This is a genomic window from Dokdonella sp. (genome assembly GCF_035703485.1).
Taxonomy (GTDB): Bacteria; Pseudomonadota; Gammaproteobacteria; order Xanthomonadales; family Rhodanobacteraceae; genus Dokdonella.
Genome location: NZ_DASSYD010000055.1, coordinates 1 through 14,907, shown reverse-complemented (window position 1 = coordinate 14,907; position 14,907 = coordinate 1). Strand labels below are relative to the sequence as shown.

General features: G+C 58.7%; 11 protein-coding genes. 2 read left to right on the top strand and 9 right to left on the bottom strand.

The window, feature by feature from the left end; genetic code table 11:
- Window positions 1–16: 16 nt before the first annotated feature.
- From frr to VFN25_RS04210, 3 genes are all read right to left on the bottom strand, one after another.
- Window positions 17–574 (bottom strand): ribosome recycling factor, encoded by a 558-nt coding sequence (frr, locus tag VFN25_RS04220; protein WP_325139158.1) that lies wholly within the window; start codon window positions 572–574, stop codon window positions 17–19.
- Window positions 575–628: 54 nt separating this feature from the next.
- Complete coding sequence (pyrH, locus tag VFN25_RS04215) at window positions 629–1,351, bottom strand: UMP kinase (protein WP_325139156.1); 723 nt, start codon at window positions 1,349–1,351, stop codon at window positions 629–631.
- Between the two features lie 762 nt (window positions 1,352–2,113).
- Window positions 2,114–3,814, bottom strand: coding sequence for a SulP family inorganic anion transporter (locus VFN25_RS04210; protein ID WP_325139154.1), 1,701 nt, complete (start codon window positions 3,812–3,814; stop codon window positions 2,114–2,116).
- A gap of 566 nt (window positions 3,815–4,380) precedes the next feature.
- On the opposite strand from VFN25_RS04210, the gene VFN25_RS04205 reads away from it, so the two are divergent.
- On the top strand, window positions 4,381–6,012 hold the full coding sequence (locus tag VFN25_RS04205) for a hypothetical protein (RefSeq protein ID WP_325139152.1): 1,632 nt from the start codon (window positions 4,381–4,383) through the stop codon (window positions 6,010–6,012).
- A gap of 226 nt (window positions 6,013–6,238) precedes the next feature.
- Here the strand turns inward: VFN25_RS04205 and VFN25_RS04200 are convergent, their stop codons facing one another.
- From VFN25_RS04200 to VFN25_RS04190, 3 genes are all read right to left on the bottom strand, one after another.
- A complete protein-coding gene (locus tag VFN25_RS04200; RefSeq protein ID WP_325139150.1) occupies window positions 6,239–7,039 on the bottom strand; it encodes a choice-of-anchor J domain-containing protein in 801 nt (266 codons plus the stop codon).
- A gap of 212 nt (window positions 7,040–7,251) precedes the next feature.
- Window positions 7,252–8,964, bottom strand: coding sequence for a diguanylate cyclase (locus tag VFN25_RS04195; protein WP_325139148.1), 1,713 nt, complete (start codon window positions 8,962–8,964; stop codon window positions 7,252–7,254).
- Between the two features lie 178 nt (window positions 8,965–9,142).
- Complete coding sequence (locus tag VFN25_RS04190; protein WP_325139146.1) at window positions 9,143–11,125, bottom strand: TonB-dependent siderophore receptor; 1,983 nt, start codon at window positions 11,123–11,125, stop codon at window positions 9,143–9,145.
- 485 nt (window positions 11,126–11,610) lie between these two features.
- Here VFN25_RS04190 and VFN25_RS04185 point away from each other — a divergent pair, with 485 nt between their 5' ends.
- Window positions 11,611–12,369, top strand: a complete 759-nt coding sequence (locus VFN25_RS04185) for a YdcF family protein (RefSeq protein WP_325139144.1) — start codon at window positions 11,611–11,613, stop codon at window positions 12,367–12,369.
- Window positions 12,370–12,495: 126 nt separating this feature from the next.
- Here VFN25_RS04185 and VFN25_RS04180 read toward each other — a convergent pair whose 3' ends face one another.
- From VFN25_RS04180 to tsf, 3 genes are all read right to left on the bottom strand, one after another.
- Complete coding sequence (locus tag VFN25_RS04180) at window positions 12,496–13,047, bottom strand: DUF3471 domain-containing protein (RefSeq protein WP_325139143.1); 552 nt, start codon at window positions 13,045–13,047, stop codon at window positions 12,496–12,498.
- Between the two features lie 87 nt (window positions 13,048–13,134).
- Complete coding sequence (locus VFN25_RS04175) at window positions 13,135–14,058, bottom strand: serine hydrolase domain-containing protein (protein WP_325139142.1); 924 nt, start codon at window positions 14,056–14,058, stop codon at window positions 13,135–13,137.
- A gap of 266 nt (window positions 14,059–14,324) precedes the next feature.
- On the bottom strand, window positions 14,325–14,907 hold a 583-nt coding region (gene tsf / locus VFN25_RS04170; RefSeq protein WP_325139141.1), incomplete at its 5' end, for a translation elongation factor Ts.

Genomic DNA, 14,907 nt, shown 5'->3' with positions numbered 1-14,907 from the left:
GTCGCAGTTGGATGGCTCAGATGGCCATCAACTCGTCTTCCTTGTTCTTGACCACGGCATCGACTTCCTTGACGAACTTGTCGGTCACCTTCTGGATATCATCCTCGCCGCGATGCGCCTCATCCTCGCTGATCTGCTTGTCCTTGAGCAGTTCCTTGACCTGATGAATGGAATCACGGCGGATATTGCGAATTGCGACCTTGGCATTCTCGCCTTCGCCGGCGACCTGCTTGGACAGCTCCTTGCGGCGCTCCTCGGTCAGGGCCGGAAGATTGATGCGGATGACCGCGCCGACCGTGGTTGGAGTGAGGCCGAGATTGGAGCCAAGAATGGCTTTTTCGACAACGGCCACCATCGGCTTCTCGAACGGCGTGATGGTCAGTGAGCGCGCATCGGCCACGGCCACGTTGGCAACCTGGGTCAGCGGCACGTCGGAGCCGTAATACGGGACGATCAGTTGATCAACAAGCGCGACACTGGCACGTCCGGTGCGCAGATGGGTCAGGTCGTGGCGCAGCGATTCGACACTCTTGGCCATACGTGTCTGCGCGTTTTTATTGATTTCTTCAAGCATGGTGCGGTCACCCGTGATGCAATGCGATTGGCCGCGAAGTATAGCAGCGGTGCCTCAGCCGACGTTGCCGACCAGGGTGCCGATCTGCTCGCCCTGCATGATCCGCATCAAATCCCCTTCGCGGGACATGTTGTAAATGCGCAGCGGGATGCTGTGATCGCGGCACAGAGCGATGGCGCTGGTATCCATGACCTGCAGGTTGCGCTGGATGACATCCTCGTAACTGAGCGTCTCGTAGCGCGTGGCTGCGGGATCGGTGGCTGGATCGGCGGAATAGACGCCATCAACCTTGGTCGCCTTGAGCAGCAGATCCGCACCGATCTCGATCGCACGCAGTGCGGCGGCCGAATCCGTGGTGAAGAAAGGATTGCCGGTGCCGGCGGCAAACAGGACAACGCGATCCTTTTCGAGGTGGCGAATTGCGCGACGGCGGATGAAATCCTCACAGACCTCGTTGATCTTGATTGCACTCATCGTGCGTGCAGTGCCACCTGCGCGTTCAATCGCATCCTGCATGGCCAGCGCGTTCATCACCGTGGCCAGCATGCCCATGTGGTCGCCGGTTACCCGATCCATGCCCGATGCGGCCAGGCCCGCGCCGCGGAAGATGTTGCCACCGCCGATGACCACGCCGACCTGAACCCCGGCATTGCGCACTTCGATGATCTCGCGTGCGAGGCGCCCAATCACCTTCGGGTCGATGCCGTAGTCGGACTCGCCCATCAAGGCCTCGCCGGAAAGCTTCAGGAGGATACGTTGGTGCTTGATCGCTGACATGAGGCGCTCCGGGGAAATGGCAAAACGAACCCATTGTAAGGGAGTCGGGCAAATCTGCCACGGGTTGCGACGTCGAAGCGGTGGCTGGTGAATCCCGAAACCCGGATCCACATGCTCCCTGGAGACAGACGCAACCGGCCGGCTGAACTCACCAGGCGCGACCGTTATCACCCGGAAATCTCTGCGCTCCGGCGAGCGTTGCGTCAGCGTGGTTGATCGAGCCCTCCCCGGCTGGCCTTGGCCCTCCTGAGCTGGTACAATACGCGCAGGTAAGTTGTTGTAATGGCTGAATATTTAAGGAGGAAAATAAAATCAGGAACGCTATCATGTCTTTGTTCGCCGGGCGCCGAAATCGTCGCCATCGGCGTATGAGTTCAACCAGTCTGGCGCTCCCTGTATCCCTGCCGATCGGCAACGGGAAAATCGACATTTCCGGTTCTCCCGGTTCACTCCGCCGCACGGCCAGGCGTCATGGGGGCTATACCAGTCCCATTCACTCACCCTACCGGCGAATCTCTGCCATCGCCGCAAGGACGCCGCGATTCCGCGTCATCTGACTCATGGATGCAATCAACCGGCCCGCAACTCATCGCGGGCCATGCCGGCAAGAATGGGCGGGAAGCATTTTGCAGCATGTGCAGCAAGACCTTGGCAGGCTGTTGAAATTCGCTCAGGCAAGAGCGAGACAAGGCAAAACAGACGATACGATTCGCTGCCATATCGCGCCGACCGACTGGAATTTCAACAGTCTGTCGAGTGTTGCTACGCCTTCTCGGCCGTGGTGTCAGCCACGGCCAGCATCGTCAACGCTTCAGCGAAATCATCGGCATAACGCAAGGTCGTGCCATCGGGATTGATGCCCATGTCGGCGAGGATGCGAGCCGGTTGGGTTTGCAGGCCGGTAAAGATCAGGGCGACGCCGTCGCGGCGGCAACGGGCGACCAGGTTGCCGATGGCCGTGGCGCCGGAGGCGTCGATCATTGGGACCTGGCGCAAGCGCAGAATGAACACCCGAGGCGGACGTCCGAACGCACGCAGCACATCTTCGATGCGGTTGGCGACGGCGAAAAACAGCGGTCCGGAAACCCGGTAGGCCTCGACATCGGCGGGCAAGGTGGCGCGCTCGTCGACGCCCTTCACGTCGTTGAAGTCGTCCTCGTCGTGCTCGACCAGATCGACACTCGACTCCAGTGCGACGATCTCGCTCATGCGATGCATGAACAGAAAGGCTGCCAGGACCACGCCGACCTGCACGGCCACGGTGAGGTCAACCGTCACGGTCAGCACGAAGGTCACGATCAGAACCATGCGATCACCGATCGGCGAGCGCATCAACTGACGGATGCGTTCGATCTCGCTCATGTTCCAGGCGACGATCAGCAGCAGGGCGGCCATTGCCGGCAGTGGCACCTGATTGGCCAGCGGCGCGGCGATCACCACGAACAGCAGAATGAACACGGCATGTGCCATGCCGGCGACCGGTGAGCGCGCGCCGGCGCGCACATTGGTCGCCGTGCGCACGATTGCGCCGGTGGCCGGCAGACCGCCAACCATCGCCGAGGCGGTGTTGGCGACGCCCTGGGCGACCAGTTCGCAATTGGAGCGGTGACGGCCATCAATCATGCCGTCGGATACCACCGCCGAGAGCAGCGATTCGACGCCACCGAGAAAGGCGATGGTAAACGCACTCGGCAGCAGCTCGTGCATGCGCGCGAGCTCGAAGTTGGGCAGGTGCGGCATCGGAAATTCGCGCGGGATTGGGCCGAAATGCGAAACGATGGTTTCCACCGGCAGCTTGAACAGCATCGTGGCCAGCGAGGCGACGACCACGGCGATCAGGAATGCCGGCCAGTTGGGCCGATAGCGACGCATTACGATCAGCAGCGCGAGGGTGCCGAAGGCGAGCCCGGTGGCGGCCAGATTGATGCTGCCGATATTGGCGTAATAGCTTTGCCAGCGCTCGAAGAATTCCGCCGGCAGGGTGGTGATATCAAGGCCGAGCAGGTCCTTGATCTGGCTGCTGAAAATGCTCACCGCGATGCCCGCGGTGAATCCGGTGATGACCGGCTGCGGCATGTAGCGGACCAGCGTGCCCAGGCGCAACAGCCCGGCGAGGATGAGCATGATGCCGGCCATCAGGGTGGCCATGATCAGGCCGTCGTAACCGTAGTTCGCGATGACCCCGAAAACGACCGGGATGAAGGCGGCGGTCGGTCCGCCCACCTGCACGCGTGAGCCGCCGAGCAGCGAGATCAGGAAACCGGCCACGATGGCCGTATGCAGCCCCACCGCCGGCGGCGCCCCCGAGGCAATCGCCAGGGCCATCGACAAGGGCAGGGCGACGATTGCCACGGTCAAGCCGGCAATCAGGTCGCGACGCAGATCCGCAACGCCATAGCCGTGGCGCAAGGTGGTGACAAACTTGGGCACATACAGGTGCCAGACGGGAGCCCGCTCAGCCACGCCGCAGTGTCCAGGAAACGAAGAGGTCGCAATTATATCAGTGCGGATGCGTGGCTTCGACGTGGTGGGATGATGTACCCCGAAATCTTTTGCTTGTTTCAACGAGTGGGAATGAGGTTGGAATTCGCAGCAACGCCGTGAGTCGTCATCGTCTGACAGTCAGCTCTCGGACGTTGATAGCGGTGTCGGCCTTGTCTTGCAGGTTCAGCCGTGGCCAACCAATCAGCCCATTGAAAGTCGATTTCCTGTGGCAAAGAATGGCTGCTTTTTTCGGGGCGCAGGGAGAGCTGAGCGATGCATCAAAGCAGCATGATGCCCCCGATGTTTCCTCCATGTCCTGGTCTGATTTGGACAACTTGCTGACAACAGGTAAATCGGTAATGTAATATTGCCGCAGTACATAAGCATTCGTTTAATCGCAACGAAAACCGCAAATTAACCAGTCTTCCATTTCGAAGGCGCGGGCGATCAGTCTTGTTCTGAATTTGCTGGCAAGACAGATGCGTCTGTTTCTGCGCGCACTTGGTTGGCTGCATGCCAGATGATTTATCCTCAAGGTACCCATCATGTTGAAAAAGTCCCAGCTCGCCGCAAGTCTCATCGTCGCGATTGCGATACCCTCTTTTGCGCTCGCGCAAGATGTGTCCTGGCATGTTGTTCTCGGCTCCAATGCGAACATTAGCGCGCCGGGATTGCCTGCTGCAAATCGCTATTTTACTGACAGCCAAATCGCCGATGTAGGCAAAGACTACATCGGTGCGCGACTGACAAGCCCCGACGCAGCGGCGGGCTACTGGGCGTTGAATCAAGGCACCTGGGTTCAATACAGCAAAATCGGTGTAACGGGTGCCGGCATGGGCCCGGCTCGCTCCGGTGCTGAAGCGGAGCATGTTTTTCTGGCCGTCAACAGCGGGGGGAGTGATGCTGGATCCGACGGTCAACGCGCGCTCATCGGCCGTGCCGGTGATCCGGCCGACGCGACGACAACAACCTGGGGAGTCTGGCGCTGGAACGCCGTCCAAAACATTGAAGTCGCCCGCGGATTGACCGATGGCATCCTCGGCCCGAATCTCGGCTCCAACTGGGTCTACCAAAACAATGGCTCCGCGTTCCAGAGCGCACGGGTGATGAACAATGGACAGACGCTCATCAGCGCGTATGTGACGTCACCATCCGCCCAGTCGAGAAAATATATAGCCAGGAGTGCTCCCGGTCAGGCCGTGACACCGTGCGTGATGAGCAACTCGACCGACGTAGCCTTGGCGCCGGGATTGGATCCCGGCGACTATTTCGACCCGAGTTGGGGTCTCAACGCCATTTCGCATACAGCCGACGGACGCGTCTATGGTGTGCTCTATACAAACCAGTCGCGAGATGGCATCTGGAGGCTATGTGATGGCGCTCCCACGGCGCTGGTCGTTGACAATGAGACTGGTCTGCGTGGCCCCGATATCGGCGTTGCGACCGCAACATTTCAGAGCTTCAATCCAGTCCACCCCGGTATTGGCAACGCATTTTATTTCTTCGCCAGCTACCGTCCGCTTTCGAACGATGTTTCCCGCGCGGGCTTGTTCTGGCATGACGGGGCGAGTAATCGTCCGCTTGCCCTGAATGACGTCACCAACTTCTACGGACCGGGCTGGAATGATGCAATCTGGCGATCATTCGACAAAAGCTCGTTGGTTTCGGCGGGTGAATGGACCGCATTCCAGGGTTCCGTTGAGGCCACCGATGGCGGCACTCCCTCAGGGCTTTGGCGTGTGCGCGCAGGCGGGACGCCGGAATTGGTCGCGCTGATTGGCCTGACAGGCCAGTATGGTCCGGAACCGAATCGAACCTGGGACACGTTTTACGCAACGGCGATCCTCGCCAACGGGGATATCATTGCGCAGGCGCGCACTCAGCCCGGATCGGAAGTAGCGCTTTGGCGGTTGAAGAAGGATGGCACGAAGCAGCGCATTCTCAAGGTCGGCCAGGTCGTCACGGTTCCGACCAATAGTGGCGTTATTCAAGGGTCGATCAGTTCTTACGAGGTGCCGAACGGCCCGGCCGCGTACAGCCGTGGCGGCGACTCCTGGATAGGAGCGGATGGATCGTTGTTGATTCGTGCCAATTTGACGACTTACGGTTCTGCGCTGATTGCCGCGACGCTGGTGAATCCGATAGACAAAATCTACAGTAACGGTTTCGACGAATAGTTTGCTCGGATCTTGAAATCCCGCAAACAAACTTTTTCCGATGACATTGCGGCCGCCGATTCAGGCGGCCGCAATGTCAGTGGACTCGGATCGAGGCTGATTCGCGTTGGTTCGACGAGTTGCCCAGAAATGACGACCAACGTTGTACTGCGCACTTCAAATCGAAGACAAGCTACCGCATCCCGAATCGATGCAATGATTGTCAGGTTCGAATTTTCGGAACGCGTTAGTGGCGGTCGCGTGCCCGCTGTTTGCGCATGGCGAAGAATGCGAGGCCCGCAAGGAGCAAGCCCAAGGCAGCTAGCATCGACGGCGATGAAATGGGGAGTACCTGAGCAGGCGCGAGCGGAGTACCACCACCACCGCCTACGGCCGAAACCACGACGTCGTCGACCTGGGCATACCAGTCATAATCGCCCGTGTTCGGATCGAAGTAGTGGAAGCGGAACATCACGTTGGCCTGACCAACATACGGGGCGATATCGAGATTGACCGCCTCGCCGGGCGTCGCACGGAACGCCCCGTGATCTTCATTCCAACTGAGCAGGTTGGTCCATGGACCGGCCGCGCCATTGGTCGATACATCAACCTCGAAGAAGTCGAGGGTGGCAAAGTTCTGGTAATTCACATTGAAGGTCAGTGCAGCGGGCGTGGTATAGGTGCTCAGGTCGATGACCGGAGTGCGCAGTTCGGTGTCAAACTCCGCCCCTCCGAACACATCGCTGCTGACGCAGGCTACGTCGCCGGATCCATTGGTATAGTTGGCAGCTTCGCCACATCCCGCCAGATTGGTCCATACCGGGCCGACGCCGCCGGAATTGTCGACAACGCTCCAGGTTCCCGGGATTCCGCTGTCAAAAGATTCAGTCAGAACCGCAGCACTACCCAGTGGCGCATTCGGACTGGATGCCACCTGGTAATCGTGGCTGTAATCCTTCGGCTGTAACGGCTCGCTTGCACGATCCGCATACGCCGATACTGAAGCGAACGCCCCCAGTGCTGCAATCAAGAAGGTTTTCTTGAACATGATTTCGATCCCCGGACTGATGATGTCGCTGGAGGATACACCAGTCTTTGTGTACCGCATAACGCGGAATGATGGTTGAAGAGTTTCAGCAAGCGCTTGACTTGATTGGGTTCGTGAAACTTTTTCTGTTCGTGGAGTAGGTAACAACCAGGGCTGGAAGCCTGTCGAATTCGCCACAACTGGAGGCTTGCAGGCGGTCTCCCCTCTGCTGATCAGGCGCTGACCGCCACCAGATTTTGATCGATCGATACGCGATTGCGGCCATCGGATTTGGCACGGTAAAGCGCAGCGTCGGCACGTTCCAGCAGGGTGTCCGTGTTGTCGCGACCGTCAGTGATTCCGGCAACGCCTACGCTGACCGTCATGCGCACGGTTTCGCCATCAACCAGGATCGGGTGCGACTCGATGCCGGCCCGCACGCGCTCTCCGATTGCACGGGCGCTCTCTGCGTTGGCGTCGGGCAGCACGACAACAAACTCCTCGCCACCGTAGCGCCCGATCCAGTCGCCGCTGCGCAATTCGCGGCTCGCCGCCTTGACGATTCCTTGCAGGCAGCGATCGCCGACCGCATGGCCGTGACTATCGTTGATCAACTTGAAATGATCGACGTCAACAAACAACAGTGCCAATGGGCGCTCATTGCGATGGGCTTCGGCGACGGCTTCATCGAGTCGACTGATGATGGCGCGTCGATTGAATATTCCCGTCAGTTGATCATGGTTGGCAAGCTTGTCGGCGATATCACGCTCGCGTCGCGCGCGCAGGGTCTGGTCGGCCAGGCCAAAGGTAATGACCAGTGTGGCAAATGCCATGCTCGCCTGAAATCCATAATCGGCCCAGGCCGGCAAATCCGAGCCTGTCTGCAACTGAAGGACGCGAAAAATCGTGAATCCAAGTTCGGGCAACCAGGCCACGAAAAAGTAGCGCGCCTGACGATTGCCCTTGATCAGTGCCACCAGCACGCAGCCGATGGCGACTACGCAAGCCAGCAGGATCAGCCAGTTGAGCAGCGGGAAAATCAGCCAGTCCTGCTCACTCGATGCAAAGAGGATAAACGGTGTCAGCGCGAGCAACGGCCAGCGGATCGCGCCAAATAGTGCGGCTGCGCGTGGAATACTCCGGCGCAGATCGCAGAATTCGGTCACGAAGGTGATCGCGAGCACCGTAGTCAACATCGCGAATGGCGCACTCACGCGTCGAAGCGCGGAAAATGCCCAGCCGCCAGGCAATTGAAAGATCTCACCGCTGATCAACATCGCGTACAGCAGTTGCGCACCGATATAGGCAAAGAAGTACAGGAACAGCCGGTCCCGCAGCAGCAGCCAAAGAAACAAGCCGATCAACAGCATCGCCGCCTGCACGCTCTCGAATGCGGTGACCAGACGGATATCGTTGCGATCCTTTGCCAGGAACCCGGAAAGGTCGTCAAGCGTTGCGATCACCTCCGCTCGCGACAGGTGTTTTCCGAGACGGATATAAACGCCCTGGCTGGCGCGCAGATCGGCAGGCAGCATCACGGTCGGCACGCTTCTGGAAAATCCCGCATTGCTGCCTGCGCCCAGCCGAATGGGGCGGTAGTCAGGCGGCGCGTAGATCCAGATCGGTAAGCGGGTGTAGATCCCCCGAGCATCCGGAAAGCTGACAACAGGCAACTCTGCGGCGCGCCAATCGGCACTCAATGTGAGCCGGTACCAGTGATCGCTGTCTTGTGACGCCAACAAGCGCTGCGTGGCTTGGGCGAGGAATGCACTATCCAGCGAACCATCCATCATCGCCGCAGGATCGAGGGTTGTCTGCGTGTCCTGGAGCTTGGCCACGTGCAGCACAGGCAGATCTCCGGCGTCCACTACAACCGCCATCGATGCGATCAGCGCGAAGAGAAACCAGACAATGAGTCTTTTGAGGACTCCGCTGTTTTCGGTCACTCCGGCAATTTCCCCTTTGATGGTTGTTCGACTCGTTGTCGCATCGAACAACGCGAATCAAATCATTGTCAACGAGCTACATGTTCTTGTCGAGGGCAAGGGCATTGGATCGAGAAAGCGGGACCGTAGTACTTCGATCGCCCGGCGAGGCGCCTGCCGGAGGGTGGCGCCATGTTGCTCAGAAGCTGGTGCTTACGCGCATCATCAGGCTGCGTGGTGTGCCAGGCATGATTTCGTTGTCACTGCTGGCGGTCGGGAAATAATGCTTGTCGGTGACATTGTTGAGGTTCAACTGTATGCGAACATTGTCGGTCTGGTAGTACGCCATGAGGTCGCCCACCACATACTTCGGCAGCACTACATTGTTGTCATAGGAGGTGAATTTTTTTGATTCGCCACGAACGCCCGCAGCAATTCCCCAATGCGAGTTCAGCGCATAGCGCGTCCAAAGCGAGAACTGTTTTTCCGGGACCAGTCCGACCCGGGCACCCGCATCGGCATCCTTGGTGGTTTCGGTAATCTCGGCGTTGAGGTGGGTGTAATTCGCGAAGATGCTGAGCTTCGGCGTCAAGGCACCTTCGGTCGACAGCACGAAACCGCGATTGCGCTGCTTGCCGGTGCTGACCAGATCGCCCGAGCCATCCGCAGCCTTGCTGACCACATCGTCGAGATCGAGTTGAAACAAGGCGGCTGAAATGGACAACTTGCCATCCAGCAGGTCGAGCTTGTTGCCAATCTCGACATTGGTTGCTTGCTCCGGATCGAGGTTTGCGCCCTTGGGATCCTTGCGTGACAGCGCGATGTTTGCACCTTGCGGGGTGTAGGTCTGGGTCACGCTGACATAGATTGAATCATTTTCGACGGGCTTGTAGATCAGGCCTGCGCGTGGCGACCACTCCGTATCGAGGTTGTAAGTATGATTCGGACTGACCTCGGGATTGTAGTAGTCGGCACTGACCGAAAAGCGATCCCACCGGATGCCGATCAGCGCCTTCCAGTGTTCGCCGAAGTCCATCTGATCCTGCACGAAAACGCCGAACTCTTTGCCGACGACGTGATTGTCGCGATCAAGGTAGATGAACGACACCGGTGCGATCTCCGGATTCGCGAGTGGAATTCGACCGCCGGGAACCGTCTTCGAGTCCGGACTTGGAAGAAGCTGGAAATCATTGTCACGCTGCCAGCTAAAATCGCCACCCACCATCAGGGTGTGATTCACCGATCCGGTATTGAAAGTATTGATCAGTTCAAGACGGTCGAGATAGCTCAATCGATTGTTCGGATGGTAATAGCCCTTCATCTTGAACGTGCCCTCATCATTCACGGAGCTGCCAGGATAGGTATTGAGATAAACCCGGTCTGCATCGGAGATGCGAAATGTATTGGACAAGCTCAGATCATCGCTGTACGCATGCGAGAAGCGTGTGCTGAAAGCCTTGACTACTCCTGTTGACAGGTTCTGGTCTGGCGCTCCGAAGAAGGTCTCGCGTGGCACATCGACCGGCACTCCATCGCGTGAGGGGATTCCGCGGTCGACGAATCGACGATCCTTGAGATAGCTGACGCTGAAATCGATCCGCGTGCGCTCGCTGGGTTCAATGCTGTACTGGGGGTTGAGTGCGTAGCGATGCAAGTAGTAGTGATCGCGAAAACTCTCCGAATCCTCCGCCATTGCGAGGAGTCGAAACGCGCCCGATTGACCTACCGCGTCACCCATATCGATAGTGCTGCGGAGATGCTGCCAGGACCCCACTTCGAGGGAGATATCCAGAACGTGCGAGCGCTCGGGCTGTTTGCTGACGAGGTTGATGAGTCCGCCGGCACCGCCACGACCGAACAGGAGTGCTGACGGACCCTGCAGGACATCAACATGTGAAATGTTGTAGAGGTCGCGAACGTACTCCGTGTCATCGCGCAGGCCATCGACAAAGAAATCTGATTTGGTCTTTACGCCGCGAATATAGAACTCGTCACGCATGCCCTCACCCATGTTGACCGAAATACCAGGTGAGTTGCGCACGGCGTCAGCCAACGTCTGCGCTGCTTGATCGCGCAAGACTACATCGGGAATGACCTGGATCGACAGCGGGATATCGATGAGCGGTGTATTGGTCCCCGTTGCTGTTTTAGTCTCGGGGATTCGGTAGGCACTTGTATTCAACCAACCAGTTACCCGGATCGACTGAAGCAAAGCTTCGCCTTCATCTTGTCCCGAGGAAGCCTCGCTGGCTGTCGACGTCTCGCTGGTTGCGGGAGGGATGGCGCTTTGCAGCCGATTGGCCCGGACTGGTCTGCGTGCTGTCGGGCTCTGGGCAACCGCTGAAAAGGCGATGCATGGTGATGCAATACAGAAAAAGCCGGCAGCCAGTCGACTCTGGATTCGAGATCTGATGAGCATCACTTTCCCCTTATGGATGATTCTTGCGACCAATCACCCATAGTAGGATCCGTCGCAATGCATGAAAATCCATCTTTTGGCGGATATCTGGCTACGCCTGAAGTCTTTTCAGGACCAAGTTTCTACTTCCATACCGCCCAAATGGGCGACTATAAGTGCCGCTGAGCTGACCTGCATTAAATGTATCCGATGATGCCAATTTCTGATCCAAAATTGATTGCCCTCTGTCGCGTCTGCGAAAAAAACTGATGTTGCTCTCAAAAATTCTTACCCAGCTGATCTACCCGTTGCCGCTTTGCCTGCTGCTGGTGCCGATGGGCCTTTTGATGCGTGGACGCTGGCCGCGACTGGGCGTGATGCTATGCGTCTTCGGCTTGGGCTGGTTGCTGCTCTGGTCGCTGCCGGTGCCTTCGTCGGCGCTCGGCAGGACGCTTGAGCAGACCTTCCCGCAGCAGGCGGAAGCGGACTTGCCTGAAGCTGATGCGATCGTCGTACTCGGTGGAGGCGTGAGCAGAAATAGCTGGGGTATTGATCTGAAACCCGCTGCCGACCGGGTCTGGTTTGGCGCTCGTCTGTATCGGGCAGGGCGCGCGCCGCTGGTTCTGCTCTCCGGTGGCTGCCTCGAAGAGCTTGGATATGACTGGCCGGAAGCGCCCGCCATGGCGACATTTCTGCATGATCTCGGCGTGCCGGAGTCGGCAATGCTGCTGGAATCCGAGAGTCGGACCACGCGCGAAAATGCGCTCTACTCGGAAAAGCTGCTGCGTGCGCGCGGCATCAATCGGGTTTTGCTGGTGACCTCGGCCTTGCATATGCCACGTGCGCTGGCGACCTTCCGCAAGCTCGGTATTGATGCCATTCCCGCGCCGACGGATTTCGAGGCCGAAGCGCCTTCGGGCAACTGGTTGATGCGCTGGCTGCCCGATACCGATTCGCTGGATTTCAGTTCGCGGGCGATGAAGGAGTATCTGGGTATGTGGGTCTATCGTATTCGTGGCTGGGCTTGATTGAGCGGAACTCCCCCGGAGTCATGCGCCGGATGAGCGGCGAGAAAGTGGCCCGCGGTCGCCGCTTGCGACCGAGGCGTTTTGACCGAAACTTCTCGCGAGCGAGCGAGCCTGACGCAACGCTGATCAATCATTCTTCGCCGGGGTAGGCTTCCGATCGAAGCGCACCGGTTCACCCCAGTCGATCTCCAGTGATCCGATGGAGCCGTCACTCGCTGTTACAAACTGCGTACCCAGCTCGCCGTAGCGTCCATCACCGGGGCGCCAGCGGAACGCGTCGTACTGCCAATGCTTGAGTGATCCGCTGTTTTCGGGCATGGGACCGAATCGCAGGGTCATGGTTTTTCCGGTCACACTGACTTCGACGTCAGCAAAAGCCGGATGCGTGTAGGTGCCGGCGTAGGCGGCAAGCGGATGTGAGGGTTTGGTTCTTTTTACTCTTTTCGCATCGCGCTCGGCCTTGTTCTTGTCGCCTTCGGCCTTCAGGCCGGCATACATCGCAAGAAACTCGGTGCTCCAGTCACGTTCGGGTGCGTTTGTGTAGAGGTCCATGACCTTCCAGAGCAGCGCATGATGCAACTCGACATGATCGGCATTGCCGAAAACATAGACGCCAAGATTTTCTTCCGGCATCAAGCCAATGATCGAGATGCGGCCATCAAGACTGCCGGTGTGCATGGCCACAAAATGCCCGCGGTAGTCCTGCAGGAACCAGCCCAGGCCATATGCCTTCCAGTGGGGCTTGGTCAGCTTTGCGGTGGGATACTACTGATCCTCTGGAATCAGCACCTGTGGTCGGAACATCTCGTGGAAGTTTTTCTCACTGAGCAGGCGCTTGCCGTCGATCTGGCCATCGGCCAAAAGGAAGGCCAGCCACCGGCTCATGTCGTTTGCACTTGACCATGCGGCGCCTGCGGCCGGAACTCCGTCGACGGCACCATCGCGGACGCGCTGAAGCGTCCCGTCGATCTCGAAATACGGGATCGATACATTGTCGTCGTGCTGGGCCAGCATGCCTGCATACGTGGCGCTGGATTCGGTCATGCCCAACGGCACCATGATCCGGCGTTCGACAAATTCGTCCCAGGGCATGCCGGATGCTGCGGCGATCATTTCGCCAGCAACCTGGTACATCACGTTCGCGTAGATGAAGTTCGAATAGGGCAAGTAGGCGGGTTTCAATTCGCGCACGCGCTCGAGGATCTGGCGCGAGTCCAGATCACCGCGCACCCAGAGCAGATCAGCGTTCGGGCCGAGCCCAGCGTTGTGGGTAAGCGTGTCGCGCACGGTGAGCTTGCGGCTGAATTCGGCGTCAGACATTTCGAACCACGGCAGCACTTTCTGCACCGGCTCATCCCAGGCCAGTTTGCCTTCATCGACCAGCATCGCCACGGCCAGCGCGACCATGGCCTTGGTCGTCGACATCATGCCGAAGCGGGTATGCGCATCGACGCGCCCGGGCTGTTCCAGATCGCGCACGCCAAAGCCTTTCACATAAACCGGATGGCCTTCACGGACGATCGCAATGGACAGGCCGGGCAGATTCCAGTCGACCATGGCCTTGCCGATATAGGCATCGAGTTCGGCGGTTTGTGATTCGTTTACGGCGACCGGTTCATCGGGTAACGCGTGCGCGAAACCAATGAGCAAACAGGACAACAGACACGATGCCAGCCATGGTGTGCGCATTCTGGAATTCTCCCGGTTGGAGCCGCTTGATCAGGGTTGCCTCAACGTTCGATTGGATAATAGCAGCCGGTCGGAGTTGGTCGGCGAGAGCAGCGAGCGCAAGTAATCATGCGCTACGTATTCGGTCCCTCATCAATCCCGATGTCTGGCGAGGCTGCTATTCTTGGTCTCTGATCGAGCCTTGCCCCTGTCTCAGACCAAACCACCACCCACAAAAAAGCCGCGATTGATCGCGGCTTTTCTGCTTTGGCGCTGGAGCGAGTGAATCAGGCGAGACCGGCCTGCTTCATGACTTCGGCGGCGTAGTCTTCGACCACTTTCTCGATGCCTTCGCCGACGACCAGACGGTGGAAGCTGATCACTTCGGCGCCTTCCTTCTTGAGCACATTGCCGACGGTCTCGTTGGTGTCGAGCACGTAGGGCTGGCCGGTCAGGGTGACGTCGTTGACGATCTTGTTGATCTTGCCGCTGATGATCTTTTCGAGGATTTCCGGTGGCTTGGATTTGTCCTTCTCGGACATCTTGGCCAGCTCGATTTCCTTTTCCTTGGCGATGAATTCGGCCGGCACGTCCTTCTCGGAAATGTGCGGCGGGTTCATCGCGGCGATATGCATGGCCAGGCCGCGAGCCAGATCCGCCGATCCGCCCTTGACCTCGACGAGCACGCCGATACGGCCGCCGTGCAGATAGCCGGCCACTTCGTTCTGGCTGTCGATGTGGACCATGCGGCGGATCTGCACGTTCTCGCCGATCTTGGCGATCACCGCCGCACGCGCTTCCTCGACCGTGCCGCCACCCGGGAACGGGGCAGCCTTGAGCGCATCGATGTTCGCCGCCTCGAGCGCAGCG

What these genes read in the sequence shown, in the direction of transcription:
- frr (WP_325139158.1), bottom strand. Translation starts at nt 574, where the DNA reads ATGCTTGAAGAAATCAATAAAAACGCGCAGACACGTATGGCCAAGAGT.
- pyrH (WP_325139156.1), bottom strand. Translation starts at nt 1,351, where the DNA reads ATGTCAGCGATCAAGCACCAACGTATCCTCCTGAAGCTTTCCGGCGAG.
- VFN25_RS04205 (WP_325139152.1), top strand. Translation starts at nt 4,381, where the DNA reads ATGTTGAAAAAGTCCCAGCTCGCCGCAAGTCTCATCGTCGCGATTGCG.
- VFN25_RS04200 (WP_325139150.1), bottom strand. Translation starts at nt 7,039, where the DNA reads ATGTTCAAGAAAACCTTCTTGATTGCAGCACTGGGGGCGTTCGCTTCA.
- VFN25_RS04185 (WP_325139144.1), top strand. Translation starts at nt 11,611, where the DNA reads ATGTTGCTCTCAAAAATTCTTACCCAGCTGATCTACCCGTTGCCGCTT.
- VFN25_RS04180 (WP_325139143.1), bottom strand. Translation starts at nt 13,047, where the DNA reads ATGCACACCGGCAGTCTTGATGGCCGCATCTCGATCATTGGCTTGATG.
- VFN25_RS04175 (WP_325139142.1), bottom strand. Translation starts at nt 14,058, where the DNA reads ATGCGCACACCATGGCTGGCATCGTGTCTGTTGTCCTGTTTGCTCATT.